This is a genomic window from Flavonifractor hominis, from assembly GCF_040095835.1.
Classification (GTDB): Bacteria; Bacillota; Clostridia; order Oscillospirales; family Oscillospiraceae; genus Flavonifractor; species Flavonifractor hominis.
In genome coordinates this window covers 79,522-95,988 of sequence record NZ_JBBMFT010000001.1, presented here as the reverse complement: position 1 = coordinate 95,988, position 16,467 = coordinate 79,522, and the positions used below count along the sequence as shown (strand labels likewise).

General features: G+C 57.3%; 17 protein-coding genes. 7 read left to right on the top strand and 10 right to left on the bottom strand.

The annotated features are described in order from the left end of the window. Positions 1-155: 155 nt before the first annotated feature. Positions 156-1,433 (top strand): adenylosuccinate synthase, encoded by a 1,278-nt coding sequence (locus WMO45_RS00500; protein ID WP_349138667.1) that lies wholly within the window; start codon positions 156-158, stop codon positions 1,431-1,433. Positions 1,434-1,515: 82 nt separating this feature from the next. Here the strand turns inward: WMO45_RS00500 and WMO45_RS00495 are convergent, their stop codons facing one another. Continuing rightward, positions 1,516-1,662 carry a hypothetical protein gene (locus tag WMO45_RS00495; protein ID WP_349138666.1) on the bottom strand — a complete coding sequence of 49 codons (147 nt, stop codon included), beginning with the start codon at positions 1,660-1,662 and terminating at the stop codon, positions 1,516-1,518. A gap of 123 nt (positions 1,663-1,785) precedes the next feature. On the opposite strand from WMO45_RS00495, the gene WMO45_RS00490 reads away from it, so the two are divergent. Together WMO45_RS00490 and WMO45_RS00485 are read left to right on the top strand one after the other, a co-directional pair. Next, positions 1,786-2,664: a LysR family transcriptional regulator gene (locus tag WMO45_RS00490; protein WP_349138665.1), complete on the top strand. Its 879-nt coding sequence runs from the start codon at positions 1,786-1,788 to the stop codon at positions 2,662-2,664. A gap of 94 nt (positions 2,665-2,758) precedes the next feature. Continuing rightward, positions 2,759-3,952 carry a coenzyme F420-0:L-glutamate ligase gene (locus tag WMO45_RS00485; protein ID WP_349138664.1) on the top strand — a complete coding sequence of 398 codons (1,194 nt, stop codon included), beginning with the start codon at positions 2,759-2,761 and terminating at the stop codon, positions 3,950-3,952. 56 nt (positions 3,953-4,008) lie between these two features. On the opposite strand, the gene WMO45_RS00480 is transcribed toward WMO45_RS00485, so the two are convergent. The 6 genes from WMO45_RS00480 to WMO45_RS00455 form a co-directional block, all read right to left on the bottom strand. Beyond that, positions 4,009-4,560, bottom strand: coding sequence for an ArsR/SmtB family transcription factor (locus tag WMO45_RS00480; protein WP_349138663.1), 552 nt, complete (start codon positions 4,558-4,560; stop codon positions 4,009-4,011). Between the two features lie 76 nt (positions 4,561-4,636). Then, positions 4,637-5,506 (bottom strand): ABC transporter permease, encoded by an 870-nt coding sequence (locus tag WMO45_RS00475; protein ID WP_349138662.1) that lies wholly within the window; start codon positions 5,504-5,506, stop codon positions 4,637-4,639. Further along, entirely contained in the window at positions 5,506-6,471 is a 966-nt protein-coding gene (locus WMO45_RS00470) for an ABC transporter permease (protein WP_349138661.1), read from the bottom strand. The genes WMO45_RS00475 and WMO45_RS00470 overlap by 1 nt, the downstream gene beginning before the upstream one ends. Positions 6,472-6,549: 78 nt before the next feature. After that, complete coding sequence (locus WMO45_RS00465; protein ID WP_349138660.1) at positions 6,550-8,118, bottom strand: ABC transporter substrate-binding protein; 1,569 nt, start codon at positions 8,116-8,118, stop codon at positions 6,550-6,552. A gap of 18 nt (positions 8,119-8,136) precedes the next feature. Beyond that, complete coding sequence (glmS, locus tag WMO45_RS00460) at positions 8,137-9,969, bottom strand: glutamine--fructose-6-phosphate transaminase (isomerizing) (RefSeq protein WP_349138659.1); 1,833 nt, start codon at positions 9,967-9,969, stop codon at positions 8,137-8,139. A gap of 89 nt (positions 9,970-10,058) precedes the next feature. Continuing rightward, positions 10,059-10,346, bottom strand: coding sequence for a YlmC/YmxH family sporulation protein (locus WMO45_RS00455; protein WP_349139322.1), 288 nt, complete (start codon positions 10,344-10,346; stop codon positions 10,059-10,061). Positions 10,347-10,450: 104 nt separating this feature from the next. Between WMO45_RS00455 and WMO45_RS00450 the strand changes: the two genes are divergently transcribed. Further along, positions 10,451-11,398 (top strand): AEC family transporter, encoded by a 948-nt coding sequence (locus tag WMO45_RS00450; RefSeq protein ID WP_349138658.1) that lies wholly within the window; start codon positions 10,451-10,453, stop codon positions 11,396-11,398. A 60-nt stretch (positions 11,399-11,458) separates the two neighbouring features. Here the strand turns inward: WMO45_RS00450 and WMO45_RS00445 are convergent, their stop codons facing one another. Next, positions 11,459-12,541 (bottom strand): putative NPN-dependent ornithine cyclodeaminase, encoded by a 1,083-nt coding sequence (locus WMO45_RS00445; protein WP_349138657.1) that lies wholly within the window; start codon positions 12,539-12,541, stop codon positions 11,459-11,461. A 434-nt stretch (positions 12,542-12,975) separates the two neighbouring features. Here WMO45_RS00445 and WMO45_RS00440 point away from each other — a divergent pair, with 434 nt between their 5' ends. From WMO45_RS00440 to WMO45_RS00430, 3 genes are all read left to right on the top strand, one after another. After that, positions 12,976-13,650, top strand: coding sequence for a TVP38/TMEM64 family protein (locus WMO45_RS00440; RefSeq protein WP_349138656.1), 675 nt, complete (start codon positions 12,976-12,978; stop codon positions 13,648-13,650). Between the two features lie 88 nt (positions 13,651-13,738). Further along, positions 13,739-14,401: a lysoplasmalogenase family protein gene (locus WMO45_RS00435; RefSeq protein WP_349138655.1), complete on the top strand. Its 663-nt coding sequence runs from the start codon at positions 13,739-13,741 to the stop codon at positions 14,399-14,401. A gap of 5 nt (positions 14,402-14,406) precedes the next feature. Next, complete coding sequence (locus WMO45_RS00430; protein WP_349138654.1) at positions 14,407-15,072, top strand: TIGR01906 family membrane protein; 666 nt, start codon at positions 14,407-14,409, stop codon at positions 15,070-15,072. Between the two features lie 288 nt (positions 15,073-15,360). On the opposite strand, the gene WMO45_RS00425 is transcribed toward WMO45_RS00430, so the two are convergent. Beyond that, positions 15,361-15,849, bottom strand: a complete 489-nt coding sequence (locus WMO45_RS00425) for a phage holin family protein (protein WP_349138653.1) — start codon at positions 15,847-15,849, stop codon at positions 15,361-15,363. A 9-nt stretch (positions 15,850-15,858) separates the two neighbouring features. Further along, the gene (locus tag WMO45_RS00420; protein WP_349138652.1) at positions 15,859-16,467 is read right to left on the bottom strand and encodes a M15 family metallopeptidase; all 609 of its coding nucleotides are present in this window, start codon (positions 16,465-16,467) and stop codon (positions 15,859-15,861) included.

Sequence of the window (16,467 nt, the reverse complement as noted above, 5' to 3'; positions counted from 1 at the left end):
ACTTTCCTGTATTTTTATCATCTTTTTCCCCTTTTTTTCTTGCTTAAGCCGGAATATAGCGCTATAATAGTTGCCGCTATGGGGAATCTTTCTTCATGTGCAGTTGCGCGCGGGAAAAGGCCAATGCGCGAATCCCCGCGGCAGGAGGAAGCAATATGGTCAAAGCAATCGTCGGCGCAAACTGGGGCGATGAAGGCAAGGGCAAGATCACCGATCTGCTGGCGGAAGAATCTGATGTGGTCATCCGTTTTCAGGGCGGAGCCAATGCGGGGCATACCATTATCTGTGACTATGGTAAGTTTGCCCTCCATCAGCTGCCCTCCGGCGTGTTCTACCCTCACACGACCAATATCATTGGCAACGGTGTGGCGCTGGATGTGAAAAAGTTCATGGAGGAGCTCAAACATCTGGAAGATGGCGGCGTTCCCGCTCCCCACATCATCGTGGACCAACGTACCCAGCTGCTGATGAGTTATCACGTACTGCTGGACACCTATGAAGAAGAGCGGCTGGCTGGCAATGCCTTTGGCTCCACCAAGTCTGGTATCGCCCCCTTCTATTCCGATAAATATTCCAAGATCGGCATCCAGGTAGCTGATTTGTATGATGAGGACCGGCTGCGCGGGCAGCTGGAACACATCTGCACTCTGAAAAACGTGCTGATGGAGCACCTTTATCACAAGCCTTTGCTGGACCCTGAGCAGCTCTTCCAGGAGTTGATGGAATACCGCAGCATCCTCACCCCTTATGTAGGCGATGCGGTCACCTTCGTGCACGACGCCCTCAAGCAGGGCAAGCGCGTGCTGCTGGAGGGTCAGTTGGGCTCCATGAAGGACCCCAACCTGGGCATCTGCCCCATGACCACGTCCTCCCATACGCTGGCCGGCTTCGGCACGGTGGGTGGTGCGGTACCTCCCACCGCGATCAAAGACGTGGTCACCGTCACCAAGGCCTACTCCTCCGCTGTGGGAGCTGGCGCCTTTGTCAGTGAACTGTTCGGCGCGGAGGCCGATGAACTGCGCCGCCGGGGCGGCGATGCCGGTGAGTTCGGTGCCACTACCGGCCGTCCCCGCCGTGTTGGCTGGTTCGACGCAGTTGCCACCAAGTACGGCTGCATGGTTCAGGGTACCACAGAAGTGGCTCTCACCGCCATCGATTGTCTGGGTTATCTGGACGAAATCAAGGTATGCACCGGCTATGAGATCGATGGCAAGGTCACCACAGACTTCCCCGTTCCCGCTCTGCTGGATAAGGCCAAGCCGGTCTATGAGACCCTGCCCGGCTGGAAGTGTGACATCCGAGGCATCACCGAGTATGACAAGCTTCCCAAACAGGCCAGGGACTATGTGGATTTCATCGAGTGCCACATTGGCGCTCCCATTACCATTGTCTCGACCGGTCCCAAGCGCCACGAGATCTGCCGGCGCAAGTAAACCGAAAAACCGTGAAAGCGCCCCCGGGCCATGTGGCCCGGGGGCGCTTTCTTTCTCCCCAACACAAAGACTGATAGCAAGTTCAGACGGGTCGGTTCATCGCCCAGAGCGCACTCCAGGGACTTCCCTTCCAGTACTGCCGCACGACACTTGCCGGTACAGCACCGTGCCGCAACAGCTCATAACCGGCCTGGCGGCCATACTCCTTTTTCGTTTCATTCTGCTTCATATCAGTACGCTCCTTTCCGATTGATTCCCGCTTGCCTTTCTTCTGTGTACAGTATACAATAGAATTACGCATTCGTAAAACGAATCTTTTTCATCCTTTTCATGATAGATCGGAATGATACATATGTATTTAAACAAGTACCAGATCCTGTTGAAAACCGTGGAACTGGGCAACATTACCCGGGCCGCGGAAGCACTGGGTTATACCCAGTCGGCCGTGAGCCGGGCCGTGGCAGACCTGGAGCGGGAGTGGGACCTGGAGCTGCTCACTCGCAGCCACAGCGGTGTAGCCCTCACTTCAGATGGAGAAGCGCTGCTGCCCTATATACAGGCAGTATGCAACGCCGGCAAAGAGCTGGAGGAGCAAGTGGCCGAACTGCACGGAATGACCCAGGGTACCCTGCGGGTAGGCACGTTTGCCAGCGTCTGCATTCACTGGCTCCCCTTCATCATGAAGGAATTTCTGCACCGTTACCCTGGCATTCATTTCGAGCTGGTCAGCAAATGGGAATTCGCCGAAGTGGAGGATCTGGTACGGCGAGGACGGGTAGACTGCGGCTTTCTGGGCCTGCCTGCCGGGCCGGGTCTGGATACTTTTCCTCTGCGCCGGGACGAGCTGTTGGTGGCGCTTCCACCGGATCACCCGCTGGCTGATGCGCCCTTCTATCCCATGGAGCGCTTTGCCGTAGACCCCTATATCTGTATCCCGGAGGAACGGGATCTGGAAATCGGCCTGATCTTCCAGGAAGAGGGCGTCCATCCCAACCTTCAGTATACCGTCAATGATGATTTTGCCGTGCTTGCCATGGTGGAGCAGGGACTCGGCGTCAGCATTCGACCCGAGTTGGTATTGCGGCACACCGGCCGCCGTTTCGCCGCTATTCCGCTGGAACGCCCCCGCTGGCGGGACATCGCTCTGGCAGTACGCAGCGGAAAGCTCCCCTCCCCCCTCACCGCCCGCTTTTTGGAGTGCGTTCAGGAATGGATTGGGACAGACAAATGATTTTTTATTTTACAAATGTGGCCGTTCATAGTATAATCTCTTTGCCGCGGTAAAGCTGCCGCGCCGAATTGAATCGAATTAGGAGTGTTGTACAATGAGCCGGATGGTCGGCACCGTATCTATGGGGATCCGCGCCCCCATCATCCGCAGCGGAGACGATTTGGTAGAGATCGTCACCACTTCCGTGCTGGACGCGGTAAAAGAAGGCGCGATCACCGTCCGTGACCGGGATGTGGTCGCCATGACCGAGGCCATCGTAGCCCGTGCCCAGGGCAACTATGCCTCGGTGGACGATATCGCCGCCGATGTAAAGGCCAAGCTGGGCGGCGAGACGATCGGAGTTATTTTCCCCATTCTCAGCCGCAACCGCTTTGCCATCTGCCTGCGTGGCATTGCCAAGGGCGCCAAAAAAGTGGTGCTCATGCTGTCTTATCCCTCCGACGAGGTAGGCAACCATCTCATCGACGAGGATCTGATGGACGAAAAGGGCGTGGACCCCTACAAGGACGTGCTCACCCTGGAGCGCTATCGGGAACTGTTTGGCTACACGACTCACCCCTTTACCGGCGTAGATTATGTGGACTACTATGCCAATCTGATTCGGGAAAGCGGAGCCGAGGTGGAGGTCATCTTCGCCAACGATCCCCGGGCCATCCTGGACTATACCAAAAATGTCCTGGCCTGTGACATCCACACCCGCGCCCGCACCAAGCGCCGCCTGGTAGCCGCTGGAGCCGAGAAAGTATTCTGCCTGGATGAGATCATGACCGCCCCGGTAAACGGCAGCGGCTGCAACGAGACATACGGCCTGCTTGGCTCCAATAAGTCCACTGAGGATAAGGTAAAGCTCTTCCCCCGCCCCTGCCAGGACCTGGTGGAAGCTATCCAGGCCCGCCTGCTGGCCGAAACCGGCAAGCATGTGGAGGTCATGGTCTACGGAGACGGCGCCTTCAAGGATCCGGTGGGTAAGATCTGGGAACTGGCCGACCCGGTGGTGTCCCCTGCCTATACCGCTGGTCTGGAGGGCACTCCCAATGAGCTCAAGCTCAAATACCTGGCTGACAATGACTTTGCCGCCCTTTCCGGTGAGGCCCTGCGGGATGCCATCAAGGATGCCATTCAGAAAAAGGACGGCTCCCTGGTGGGCAACATGGCCGCTCAGGGTACCACTCCCCGCCGGCTCACCGATCTGATCGGTTCTCTGTGCGACCTGACCTCTGGCTCAGGCGACAAGGGTACCCCCATCGTGTATATCCAGGGCTATTTTGATAACTATACCGCCGAATAATGTTTGCAACAAAGTACCCCCACTGCATCTGCAGTGGGGGTACTTTTTCTTATTTTCTATTCTTCTGGTGAGCGATAGGCGAGCAGCACATATTCCCAGTGCTCATCCTCCTCCGTGCCTGGAGTGCTGTGGCGGCTGAGATAGTCCTCCACCAGAGCAGCCAGCTCCCTGCGCTCCTGAGGCGGAAGGTGGAGCGCCCCAAACTGGAGCTTGCGGTAATCCTCCAACTCCGCCTCACTGCACTGATGCACGCTATCCAGCAGTCCACGAAACGCCCCGTCCACCAGACTGGCGGCCAGCGCCTCACGTTCTCCCTGAAAGGCATCTTTTCGGCCCAGGCAAAACCGCACCTCCAAGTCGGACATCTGGTAGCAGATCACTTTTCCACCGCTGCGGGTAGGGTGTTCCTGAGCGATCACGATACCCATATCTTCCAGCTTCTTCAGATGCCCCTGCGTCGCCATAGGAGATAAGTGCATCCGCTCTGCAATCCGCTTGACAGTCATTGGGCGCCCAACCCGCCGCAGCAGATGCACGATTTCCTGGCGCACCGGATTCAGCAACACGCGAAACTGTTTCCGCTCTGTCAGGTCAACGGTCTTTGCCATGATCCCACTTCCTTCCGCCCGTGTATAGGTCTATCATACCATCTCCGGGTAGAATCTGGCAAGAGAAAGCGCGGGCTTATCTCCGCTCACCAGTCCGTTCATATTTGGGATCCAGTGCATCCCGCAGACCATCGCCAATATACTGCAGGCACAGCATAGTTAAAATGATGCACGCTCCCGGAGGCAGCCACACCCAAGGCCGCCCGGTAAGCACCGCCAGATTGGACGCATATTGGATCAGATTGCCCCACGAAGCCTGGGGCGTACGGATGCCCACCCCCAGAAAACTAAGACTGGACTCCGAAAGGATCGCCCGTCCTGCACGCAGAGGCAACGCACACCACACCGGCGAGATCACGTTGGGCAGCACATTACGCCACAGGATGGTCCCCGTACTCCCCCCCAGGGCCCGCACTGCCGTTACATACTCCTTTTCCCGTACTGAAAGAGTATTGCCGTATATTAACCGGGCAATGCCTGTCCAGCCCAGCAGGCCCAGGACCAAGATGATATTCAGCACCGACGGCCCCACCAGCGCCACCAGGCAGAGCACCAGCACAATGCTGGGGAAGGTCTGAAACACATCGGCCAAGCGCATGATCCAAAATTCCCAGGGGCCCCGCCGGTATCCGGCCAGCAGTCCCATCGGTACCCCAACAGCCCCGCTGATTCCGGCCGCACACAATCCCACCAGCAGAGAGGTCCGCCCACCATATATCAGCCGTGCCAACAGGTCCCGGCCCACATCATCGGTACCCAAAGGATGTGCTGCCGAGGGCGGGGCCCAAAAGCCTGCGGTCAGGTCGCTGGTATAGGGATCCAGCCCCAGAATCAACGGCAGCAGGAGCACTGCCAGTACCTCCAGGCAGAGAATACACAGCCCAACCACGGCCCGCTTGTCCCGACAGAAACGGTGCCAACCGTCCCGGATCGTTCTGCCGCCCATCATACCCCCGCCTTTCCATAGCGCACTCTGGGGTCAACCAGGCCGTAGACCACATCCAGCAGGAGATTGGTCAGCAGAACCGTCAAGGCGATCACCACGGTCTCACCCATGACCACCGGGTAATCCCGGCTGGAAATCGCAGAAAAGAGCAAACTGCCCATACCCGGCCATCCAAACACCTGCTCCACTACTACTGAGCCGCCGATAATGTGCGGAATGTGGCTGAGCACGGTGGTGAGCACCGGGATGAGCGCTCCCCGGAAGGCGTGGCGCACCATGACGGCCCACTCCTTCAGGCCCTTGGCCCGGGCAGTCATGATATAGTCCTCCCCAAGTGCCTCCAGGCAGGCGGCTCTGGTCTGCTTGATCAGCTCCCCCATGCCGCTGACGCACACCACCCCAGCCGGCAGGATCAGATGGTGCAGCGTATCCCACACACTGGAAAAGCTCCCGTAGGAGAACATACCATGGGAGGGCAGCCACCCCAGCACCACGGAGAAGAGATAGATACCTGCCAGACACAGAAAAAAACCAGGCACACCAAAGCTGACCAGGCTCAGAAACGAACCCACCCGGTCCCAGCCGGAGCGGGGCTTCCACGCCGAGAGCACACCCAGGGGCAGTGCAATGGCCACTGCCAATATCACACCGGTACCGGTGAGCAACAGCGACGGTCCAACCCGCTGGGCGATCAGCCCGGCTACAGGCTTGTTGCTGGTATAGGATTGTCCAAGATCTCCGTGGAACAGATCCCACAGCCAAAGGCCATACCGGACCGGCAGGGGCCGGTCCAGTCCGAGAGACGCCTCCAGCGCCGCCTGTTCGGCGGCGCTGGAGGCGCTTCCCTCCCCCATCAGATCGGTGATCGATCCGGGGGCCAAATTCAGCATCAGAAAAACCAGAACGGTAATGCCAAAGAACACAGGGATCGCCGTAAGGATACGGCGGCGCAGATAACGACCCATACTGTAAACTTCCTCCTGCACTTCCGGCCCTGACCAGGGCACGGGCCGTATGGGAGCGGCCCTACGGAGGTATTCTTTTTATTGCTTCACCCAGTCCCACACATTCTCATTGGAGAACGTGGAGGAAGGATAGTCAATGCCCGTCACCGTGGGCGACTGGACATGAAGCGTCCGGCTGAACCAAAGCGGGATGAACGGCCGCTGATCAGCCAGCAGCGCCTGGAGCTCTTCTACCAGTGCCTTGCGCCGGTCAGTGTCACTCTCGGCCTTGATGGCGGCAATGGCCTGGGTATAGGGGCTGAGATCAGCCACGTGGAAGATGTTATTTCCCTCACTCAGACGGCTCTCAGTGAACCACAGAGGCAATGCGCCGGGGGTATGGCTTGCAATGGCCATATCATAGCGCCCTTCCACCATACCGGAGAACAGGGTGGCGGAATCCACCGTCTCAATGCTTACCTGGATCCCCGCTTCGGCCAGTTCCTGCTGCATCAGCGCAGCCAGGCCGGAACGATTGGAGGTACAGGCCAGTTTATAGGTCTGCCCATTGTAGCCTCCCTGCTCCAGCAGGGCGCGGGCCCCTTCCACATCGCGGCTCCAGCTGCCATCCATGGCATACTCCGTCCCCGGTGTCAGATCTGAAAAGGCCGGCTCGCCCAGTCCCTGAGCCGACTGGAGGCACAGTGCTTCCTTATCCAGCGCCAGATCGATGGCCCGGCGGACCTGGGCACTTGGAATGGTCTCGTTGTTGAGCATCAGCTCATAGAAATAGTTGGGTACCGTTCCCTCCAGCACCTCCAGCCCCGCATCTCTGGCCACCTGAGCATCCTCCACCGACACATTGCCGCCAAAGGCGTAATAGTCCAAGTCCCCTGCGATGAGAGACGTGAGCAGGTTTGACTTATCCATAACCGTGATAACCAACTGATCAAAGCCCGGCTTGCCCAGCTGGTATTCCGGGTTGGCCTCCAGCACCAGCTGGCTGCCCGCCGTCTCAGAGACGAATTGACACGGCCCGGAACCCACCGGTGCATTCCACAGCTCCAGCTCCAGGATCTGCGCCGGATCGGTATCCTCCAGCAGGTGGGTGGGCAGCACATAGTACTCCCGGTTCTTGTCCAGCAGGAAGTCCTCCGGCGTGGTGGGCGTTTTGAAGGTAAGCTTCAGCGTATATTCCTCCACCGCCTCGGCTCCCAGCGTCTCGCCCGGGACTGCCTTTCCCGCCTCGTCCGTGCCGGTCAGCACGGAAAAGGCCCCGCAGCCCAGAGCAGGACAGGCCGGATCGCTCATCAAGCGGATGGTCTCCACCCAGTGCTCCGCTGTCACCGGCGTGCCATCGTGGAAGGCTGCATCCTGGTTGAGGTGGAACAGCACCCCATAACCATCCTCAGTGCTCTCCCAGGAGTCAGCTGCCCGGGGATCCAGAGTCCCGTCCGCGTGGACATAGGCCAGCCGGTCATAGATCTTATCATAAATAATGCGGGAATAGTTGCTCCCAGACGGGCTGTTGTAGGGCATCAGAGAATCCCATGCGCTGGACAGCCCATAGCGTACCGTTACCTCTTCTTCGGCGGTCTCCCCCGGGGCACAGGCCGCCAGGCACAGGGCCAGCAAACCAGCCAAAAGCAGCGCGGCAAATCGTCTCATTCCATTCCTCCGTCTCTTTTATTCCACCGTCACCGACTTGGCCAGGTTCCGGGGTTTGTCGATATCGCAGCCCCGCTGCAGTGCCACGTAGTAGGCAAACAGCTGCATGGGCACGACCTCCAGCGAAGGCAGAAGCATGGGATGGGTGTCCGGGATGACGATGGTATGATCGGTGGTTTTGGCCATATCCTCTGCCTTGGAAGCTACGGTCAGGCCAAGCACATCGGCTCCGCGGCTCTTGACTTCCACTACATTGCTCATGGTCTTTTCAAACAGCTGGGAATAGCCTGCCAGGGCCACCACCAGCGTCCCAGGCTCAATAAGCGAAATGGTGCCGTGCTTGAGTTCACCGGCAGCGTAGGCCTCCGAGTGGATGTAGGAGATCTCCTTGAGCTTCAGGGACCCCTCCAGTCCTACGGCATAATCAATGTTGCGCCCGATGAAAAATACCGAAGGATGGTTAAAGTAGATAGACGCAAAATATTGAATATCCTTGCGATTCTCCAGGATCTGCTCCAGCTTGGTGGGGATGAGCAGCAGCTCATCCACGATACGCCCATACTCCTCCCGACTGATGGTACCCAGCAGATCGGCAAAATATAGGCCGATGAGATAGATGAGCGCCAGCTGCGTAGAGTAGGCCTTGGTGGTAGCCACGGCAATCTCCGGCCCGGCCCAGGTGTAGAGTACATCGTCGCTCTCCCGGGCGATGGTGGAGCCCACCACATTGACAATGGACAGCACCCGGGCGCCCAGGCGCTTGGCCTCCCGCATGGCGGCCAAGGTGTCGATGGTTTCGCCCGACTGGCTGATGACCAGCGCCATGGTCCGCTCCGTCACAATGGGCTCACAGTAGCGGAACTCCGAGGCCAGTGTCACCTCCACCGGCTTGCGCAGCAGCCGCTCCAGGGTATATTTGGCCGCCACGCCAACATGGTAGGAAGAACCGCAGGCGATGATATAGAGCTTGTCCAGCCCCTCCAGCTCCTCCCTGCCGATCTGCAGGTCGTCCAAGACCACACGTCCCTGCTGAATGCGGGGGAAAATGGTGTCCCGGAACGCCTTGGGCTGTTCCATGATCTCCTTGGCCATAAAATGCTCATAGCCGCCCTTTTCCGCCGCCGAGATCTCCCAGTCCACGTGGTGGCGCTCTTTCTCCACCGGACGCAGATAGGCATCGTATACCCACAGATGGTCAGCCGTGAGCTCCGCAATCTCCCCGTCGTCCAGATAGCACACCTCGCGGGTGTACTTGATGAGAGCCGTCACGTCCGAGGCCAAATAATGGGCCCCGTCGCCATAGCCCAGAATCAGCGGGCTGTCCTTCCGGGCGGCAATCAGCCGGTCCGGACAGTCTGCGCAGACGATCCCCAACGCATAGGCGCCCTGGATACGGCCCAGCATTTTCACCACTGCGTCCAAGATATCTCCATCGTAATAGTACTCCAACAGCTGGGCCACTACCTCTGTGTCCGTCTGAGATACAAAACGGACCCCTTCGGACTGCAGGAATTCCCGCAGTTCTACATAGTTCTCAATGATGCCGTTGTGCACCACCGCAAACCGGCCATTTTCGCTGACCTGAGGATGGGAATTGACATCCGACGGCTCTCCGTGAGTGGCCCAGCGGGTATGACCCAGGCCCAGGGTTCCGTGAACCGTCTTGCCCCCCTGGACCAGGTCGTTCAGCACCTGCAGGCGCCCCTTGGCTTTCACAACCTGCAGTCCCTCTGCTTCTCCGTATACCGCGATGCCCGCAGAATCATAGCCTCGATACTCCAACCGGGACAGACCATCCAGCAAAATGGGGGCTGCCTCCTCCCGGCCTACAAATCCAACAATACCGCACATAGGTTCTTCCTCCAGTAGTCATGTTTTTGCTACTGAAAAAGTAGTATATCACGGATGAAGCAACGCCGCAACGGAGGAATCTACAATTTTTAGATTTCCTCCCTCCTGCACCGTTCCGGTAATGCCTCCACTAAAATAGTGTCCGCTCCAAACCGGCGTACGGCTGTCCATGGAAATACCAGATCTGGCTCCCGGCCCAAAAGCCCAAACAGACGCAGCCGCCCAGGTACAATAAGCGCGGTGATTTGACCACTCTCCAGGTCCACTTCTGCGTCTCCCACATAGCCGTACCGGCATCCATCCGCCAAAGCAATGATCTCCTTACAGCGTAGTTCTGACACCCTGCATTTCACCGGGCACGCCCCCCTTCCTATCATTTCTATGCGCACCCCACCCGACTGCATACCCGCTTTCCTGCTTGCACTGTACAGATTGCGGTTATATAATAAAAAAAATACCGTTTTCGGGGAGAACTGATACCATGCTGGACAATCTGATCTACTGCCTGAATGCCACCGTTCCGATCTTTCTACTCATGGTGCTCGGCCTGTTGTTTCGAAAAGCCGGTTTTTTTACACCCGCCTTTGCCGACAAGTTAAACGCTTATGTATTCAAAGTGGCCCTGCCGGTGATGCTCTTTAAAGATCTGGTGGACTCCCACTTTTTCGCCGTGTGGGATGGGGGCTTCGTGCTGTTCTGCTTTCTGGCCTCCCTGCTGTCCATCTTGATCACCCTGGCGGTCAGCCGGGCACTGAAGGACCACACCCTCTGCGGTGAATTCCTCCAGGCAGGCTACCGCAGCAGCATCGCCCTTCTTGGAGCCGCTTTTCTGGAAAACCTTTATGGAAGCGCCGGGGCGGCAAGTCTGGTCATCATCGGAGCCGTTCCTCTGTACAACGTAGTGGCTGTGATCGGCCTCTCCCTTACCGGTCCACAGCACAGCGGGCTGGACCGCGCGGCTCTGCGCCGGGCTGCCAAAGGCATCGTTACCAATCCCATTATCCTCGGCATCGCAGTCGGCATGGTCTGGTCTCTGCTGCGCATCCCTCAACCCACCATTCTCCAGCACACGGTAGACAGTATCTCTGCTACCGCTACTCCCCTGGGGCTGATGGCACTGGGTGCCTCCTTTGATTTGAAAAAGGCCTTGGGCCGCTGGAAGCCCGCTATGACTGCCACGGTACTCAAGCTGGTGGTTTTCGTGGCTCTCTTCCTGCCTGTAGCCGCAGCGCTGGGTGTGCGGGATGACAAGCTGGTAGCCGTGCTGACTATGCTGGGCAGCCCCACCACCGTCAGCTGTTTTGTCATGGCCCGCAGCATGGGACACGAAGGCACCCTTACCTCCAGCACCATCCTGCTGACCACATTCTTCAGTGCCTTTACCCTCACCATCTGGCTGTATCTGCTCAAAACCCTGGCACTGATCTAAAAGTAAAACCGCGGGCGGCTGCCCCATAGCAGCCGCCCGCGGTTTTTGTCTTTTATCTGATTACAGGACACCTTTTTTCACGTTGACCACAAAGTCCTGCACGTTGGTGACGATGGTGCGCACCGACAGGCTGCCCCGGTCCCGCAACTTGTTGACCGCAAACTCCGAAATATCCACGGAGTAGAAGTAGACCGGCCGAACGACACCGTCCACCACCCGATAGGATGGGGTCATGTTGCCCGTGGCCACCGTATGCAGGGTGGAGGCCATACAGATGATGGTGGTAGCCTCCCGTACCAGTGCCCGCATAGCATCCTGCCCCTCATACACGTTGCCGTACACCTCGGGCAGTGGTCCGTCGTCGCGGACAGAGCCCACCAGAACATAGGGAATATTATGGGTAACGCACTCATAAATGATACCGTCGGTAGCCTTGCCCGCCTGGATAAAGGCAGCCGTAGATCCGTAATTGCGCACTGCGTTCAGAGTATCGATGTGGTTATAGTGGCCATTTGGCATGCTCTTCTGAGTGTAAATATCCTGGCCCAAAGCCGTGCGCAGATAGCTGGCCTCCAGATCATGGGTCGCCAGGGCGTTGCCTGCCAGCAGTCCATGGACATATCCGCCCCGTACCAGTGCGGCGAAGGCTGCCCGGGAATCGTGGTCAAAGGCGCAGGCCGGTCCCATGACCCACAGGATCTTTCCGTGATCCTTTTCATAGCGCAGCAGCTCGTAAATCGAATCGTAATCCATGGAATAGGCCGTCTCTCGGGAACGTCCCTGCCGGAATGCAAAGGTTTCCTGTTCGCTGCTTTCCGCCTGGAATCCGTTGGCATAAATGTAGATACCCTGGCTGGCATCCTCTGTACGCCCTACCACCACCGGTTCTCCTGCTTTCAAATTGCGGAATTCAACCACCGCGATCTTTCCATTCCGCAGCACTGCCACACAGTCCATTCGGCTCTCTTCCGCCAGGAGCCACTGACCGTTCACTTTAAAGTATTCCGGATAAATACTGGTGGCATGATACCCTTCCGGTGCCACACCGTCCTTGGGTGCAGGTGCAAACACCACGTCGGGCGCATTGACAAACCGGGCCTCCCCAAAATCAGGAGCATGATATTCAGGCAGAACAAAGCTCATTGGAACGAACCCCTTTCTATATTCGATCTCTAAGGCCATTGTATCATAGGAATTTCATTCCCGCAATTCGAAATCCCATTCCGCATCTATTGTAATCCTATACAATTCTCTTTTGTTAATTTTATGTAAACTTTACAATTGACTGCTTGTATTTTACAAAAAGAAACGCTATACTAAACGCAGAACAAAGGAAAGGAGGCGTATGCTTCATGATTCTGTATGAGAGCATCAGCACCAATGATGTAGACGAGCTGATCTTCGGCGACAACGAGCAGGTCATCTACAGTGAGCGGTAAGAATCGTTCCGGCAGAAACCACACCTTTGGGTGTGGATTTTTTGTTTTTTATAAGCAATTCTAAATGGGTTTGCTCTGGCAGAACGGCCCAAGTTGTGGTAGCCTATATCCATCCCGGACGATAAGGAGTAGAGAGATATGAAACAACGCAAGTGGCTGGCCGCGCTGCTCACCTTGCTGCTGCTCGCCGGCGGAGTCCTTTTGCTGTGGAATACAGGCTTTTTTACCTGCATCGGTTCATTGGACGCCATGCGCGACTATATCCAGCGTTTTTCTCCCTTCTCCCACCTGTTCTATCTGATGGTACAGCTGCTCTCCGTTCTCATCGCTCCCATTCCAAGCAATGTCACGGCGTTGGCCGGTGCAGTGCTCTTTGGTACCTGGCCCGCCTTCCTGTTGACCTGGATCGCCGTAGTATCCGGATCCATGCTGGTCTTTTTTCTGGCCCGCATCCTGGGACAGAGCTTTGCCGAGCGTCTGGTCAGCCAAACGGTTACCCAGCGGTATCTGGATGTGATCCGTCGCAAACGGGACATCTTTCTCATTCTGGTCTTTCTTTTCCCCTTTTTCCCGGATGATCTGATCTGTATTTTGGCCGGTCTCACCGATATTCCGGCCCGCCGTTTTTTCCTTATCGTGCTTCTGACACGTCCATGGGGATTGCTGGTAGCCTGCTGCCTGGGGGGTGCCACCATCTCCATTCCCGTATGGGCAATGATCCCGCTGGGTGCGGCAGGCATTCTTATTTTTTTGTTGGGCTTAAAATATGGAGACCGATTGGAACAGGCTCTGCTGGAACGATTTCGAAAATGAAGCTGTCTCACAGTGTGCCGCCCTGCTTGCAATGGGCGGCACGCTGTTGTATAATCCCTTTTATCAGTAAATGGAGGGGGCCATTCCGATGAAAAAACGCAAATGGATCCCCGCTTTTCTCTGCGCAGAGGGATGCTTATACCTGTGTTTCCTGTTGCTTGACCTGCTGGATCCAGGCAGCTGGATGAGTACGGCCCTGAAATATGGCGGCATTTTACTCTGCTTTGCGCTGTCTCTGGTCCGCACTCACAACCGGGATAGCGGACTGATGTGCGCAGCCTTGGCCTGCACCGCGCTGGCTGATCTGTTCCTGCTGGTACTCAATACCCACTATCTGGCGGGTGTAGCCTGCTTCTGTGTGGTGCAGCTGCTCTACCGTGCCCGGCTGCGCCGTCGTCTGGGTGGCCGGGCATGGCCGGATGTGGCCGTACGTGCGCTGCTTACAGGAGCGGCACTGCTGGCTGTCTGGCAACTGGGTGCGTTGAATGCGCTGAGCCTGTTGGCTCTCTTTTATTTTGTTCAGCTGGCAGTAAACGCCGCCGAAAGCCTCCGGCTGGGGCGCAAAGGCCTGTACTTTTCCGTCGGCCTCATTCTGTTTTTATGCTGTGATATCTGCGTCGGGCTGCACAACCTCGCAGCCTTTCTGCCTCCGGATGGGCTGAGTGGTGCCATCGCTTTTGCTCAAATCGGCATGTGGTTGTTTTATCTCCCCTCCCAAGTCTTACTGACCCTTTCTATTGAAATGAGGTGACCGGCATGTCCCCCTCCAAACCTGCCTCTCTGCTTTGTATAGGCACCCTGTTTTGTCTGATTCTCAGCCTTTCCATCGCGGCTCCGATTCTTATCCGGCCATTTTATTACATACAGATCCGTACCCTTCATCTGTCGGAACAGACCGGCTGGTCCGAGGAAGTTATCCGGGACGCCTACGACGAGGTGCTGGACTACTGTGTGTTTGGTAAGCCCTTCGGCACCGGCCAGTTGGCTTGGTCCGAGTCGGGAAAGAGCCATTTTGAGGACGTGCGCGGCCTGTTTCTTACGGACTTTGCCGTACTCGGCGCGTCTGCCTGCCTCACCGGGATACTTTACTGGCTGAACCGAACTGGGCGGCTGCGTTTTTACCGTTTTCTCGGACGAGGTGTGGGATTTTGGGCGGGAATCTCGACCTTGGTTCTCACTGCCGCAATCGGTGCTTTAGCCGCGGTGAACTTTGACCGGGCCTTTGTCGTGTTCCATGCCCTCTTTTTCCCAGGAAAGGACAACTGGATTTTTGACCCCAACACCGACCAGATCATCCTCGTTATGCCTGAGGTCTTTTTCCGAAACTGTGCGTTGTTTATTGCAGCGGTATTGATCCTCTGCTGCGTCATCCTCATTCTCCACGACCGGCGGCATCGCCGGTCGGCAGCAGTCTCTTACTGAAACAGTCACCTTTCAGCAGTCCGGACCATAGCATGGTCCGGACTCTCTTTTTTCGACCAGACATTGTCTCCTCTGCGCACAAATCGCGCACGGGTACATAGAATGGAGCGAGAAGGGAACCGTCCTTTTCACACTCTACGAGGAGGTATCATTCATGTCTGAGAAGGTCATGCCCGGTCCCGTGCAGGATAACACCTGCATCCGCGAGGCCGTCTGCATACACACGAAAAAAATCTATGATTCCTGTAAGGAGGAAGATATAGCGTCTTATATAAAGCTTTATAGCGCTTATACGTCCCGGTTGGCGGAGTCCTCACCCTGGCCCAGCTGCTCGCCGGCCTGATCCACGCGGGCCTCCAGGGCGGCGATGGCGTTTGCCAGCCAAGCGGGCACGGGCGCACCCAAAGCGCCGGCATTTTCGACGATTGAGCCCAGTTCGGTCATAATGTACCACACCAGCACCAACACACTCACAAATACCGTGTAGTCAAAGGGCAGCGTGAGGGCCGGAATATTGGCCAGGATGATGCCGATCACCCCGTCCAGAATGACGGCCACCAGCACAGCCACCACAGCCCCCAGCTTGTGCCACAGCCCGTCCCGGGCCTGCTTTGAGGACCACTCCCCCGCTCTCAGCGCGGCGCAGGAGCCGGTGATATAGTCAATGGCCATGCAGACCACCCAGGCAAACACCAGCCAGCCAAACCACCCCCACAGTGCGGTGAGGCATCCGATCACAGCGGCAATAGCCGCCTTTGCTCCCGTGATGTGCTCCATCGTTCCCTCCTATTCCAGCAGGCCCAGCCGGTCTAGCCAGACGATAGCCTGCAAATTGGTTTCGTAGACGTTGACTGCGCCGGTCTGTGCGTCGGCTTTGATGACGCCTTTATTGTACGCCTTCTCGGCGCTGGGCCGGGCCCAGTCGGGCATGTCCTTGAACCAGTGATAAATCTGCATCTTGTCCTCCTCGCTGTGAAGTTGATACAGCGGCATATCCGGCGGGTAGTTCCCTGCGCGGATCATGGCGCTGGTGTATTTGCCTCCGTCGCTCCACTGGAGGTGGGGCCGGTCGGGGAAGCTGGACCAACGTCCGCCCCACTCGAAACCAACCAGCTCCCCCAGCTCCCCGGCTTTCTGGAAAAAGGCGAGGTCGGAATACTCCCTGCCCTTGATGTTCTGGCAGAAATCAAAGGCCAGCCCCGCCTTCTCTCCGTGAAAGCTGGGAACGGGGGTGGCGGCGGTACCCTGTTCATAGCACCAGCGCTGGTATTCCTCGTCCCGCACCGTGCCTGTCACCAGCACTGCCAGTCCGGCCTCCTTGCACAGCTCCAGCCAGACGCGGCAGTTAGCCGCCACGTCGCTCCGCAGAGTATCAATATCCCTGCTGTTAAGCAT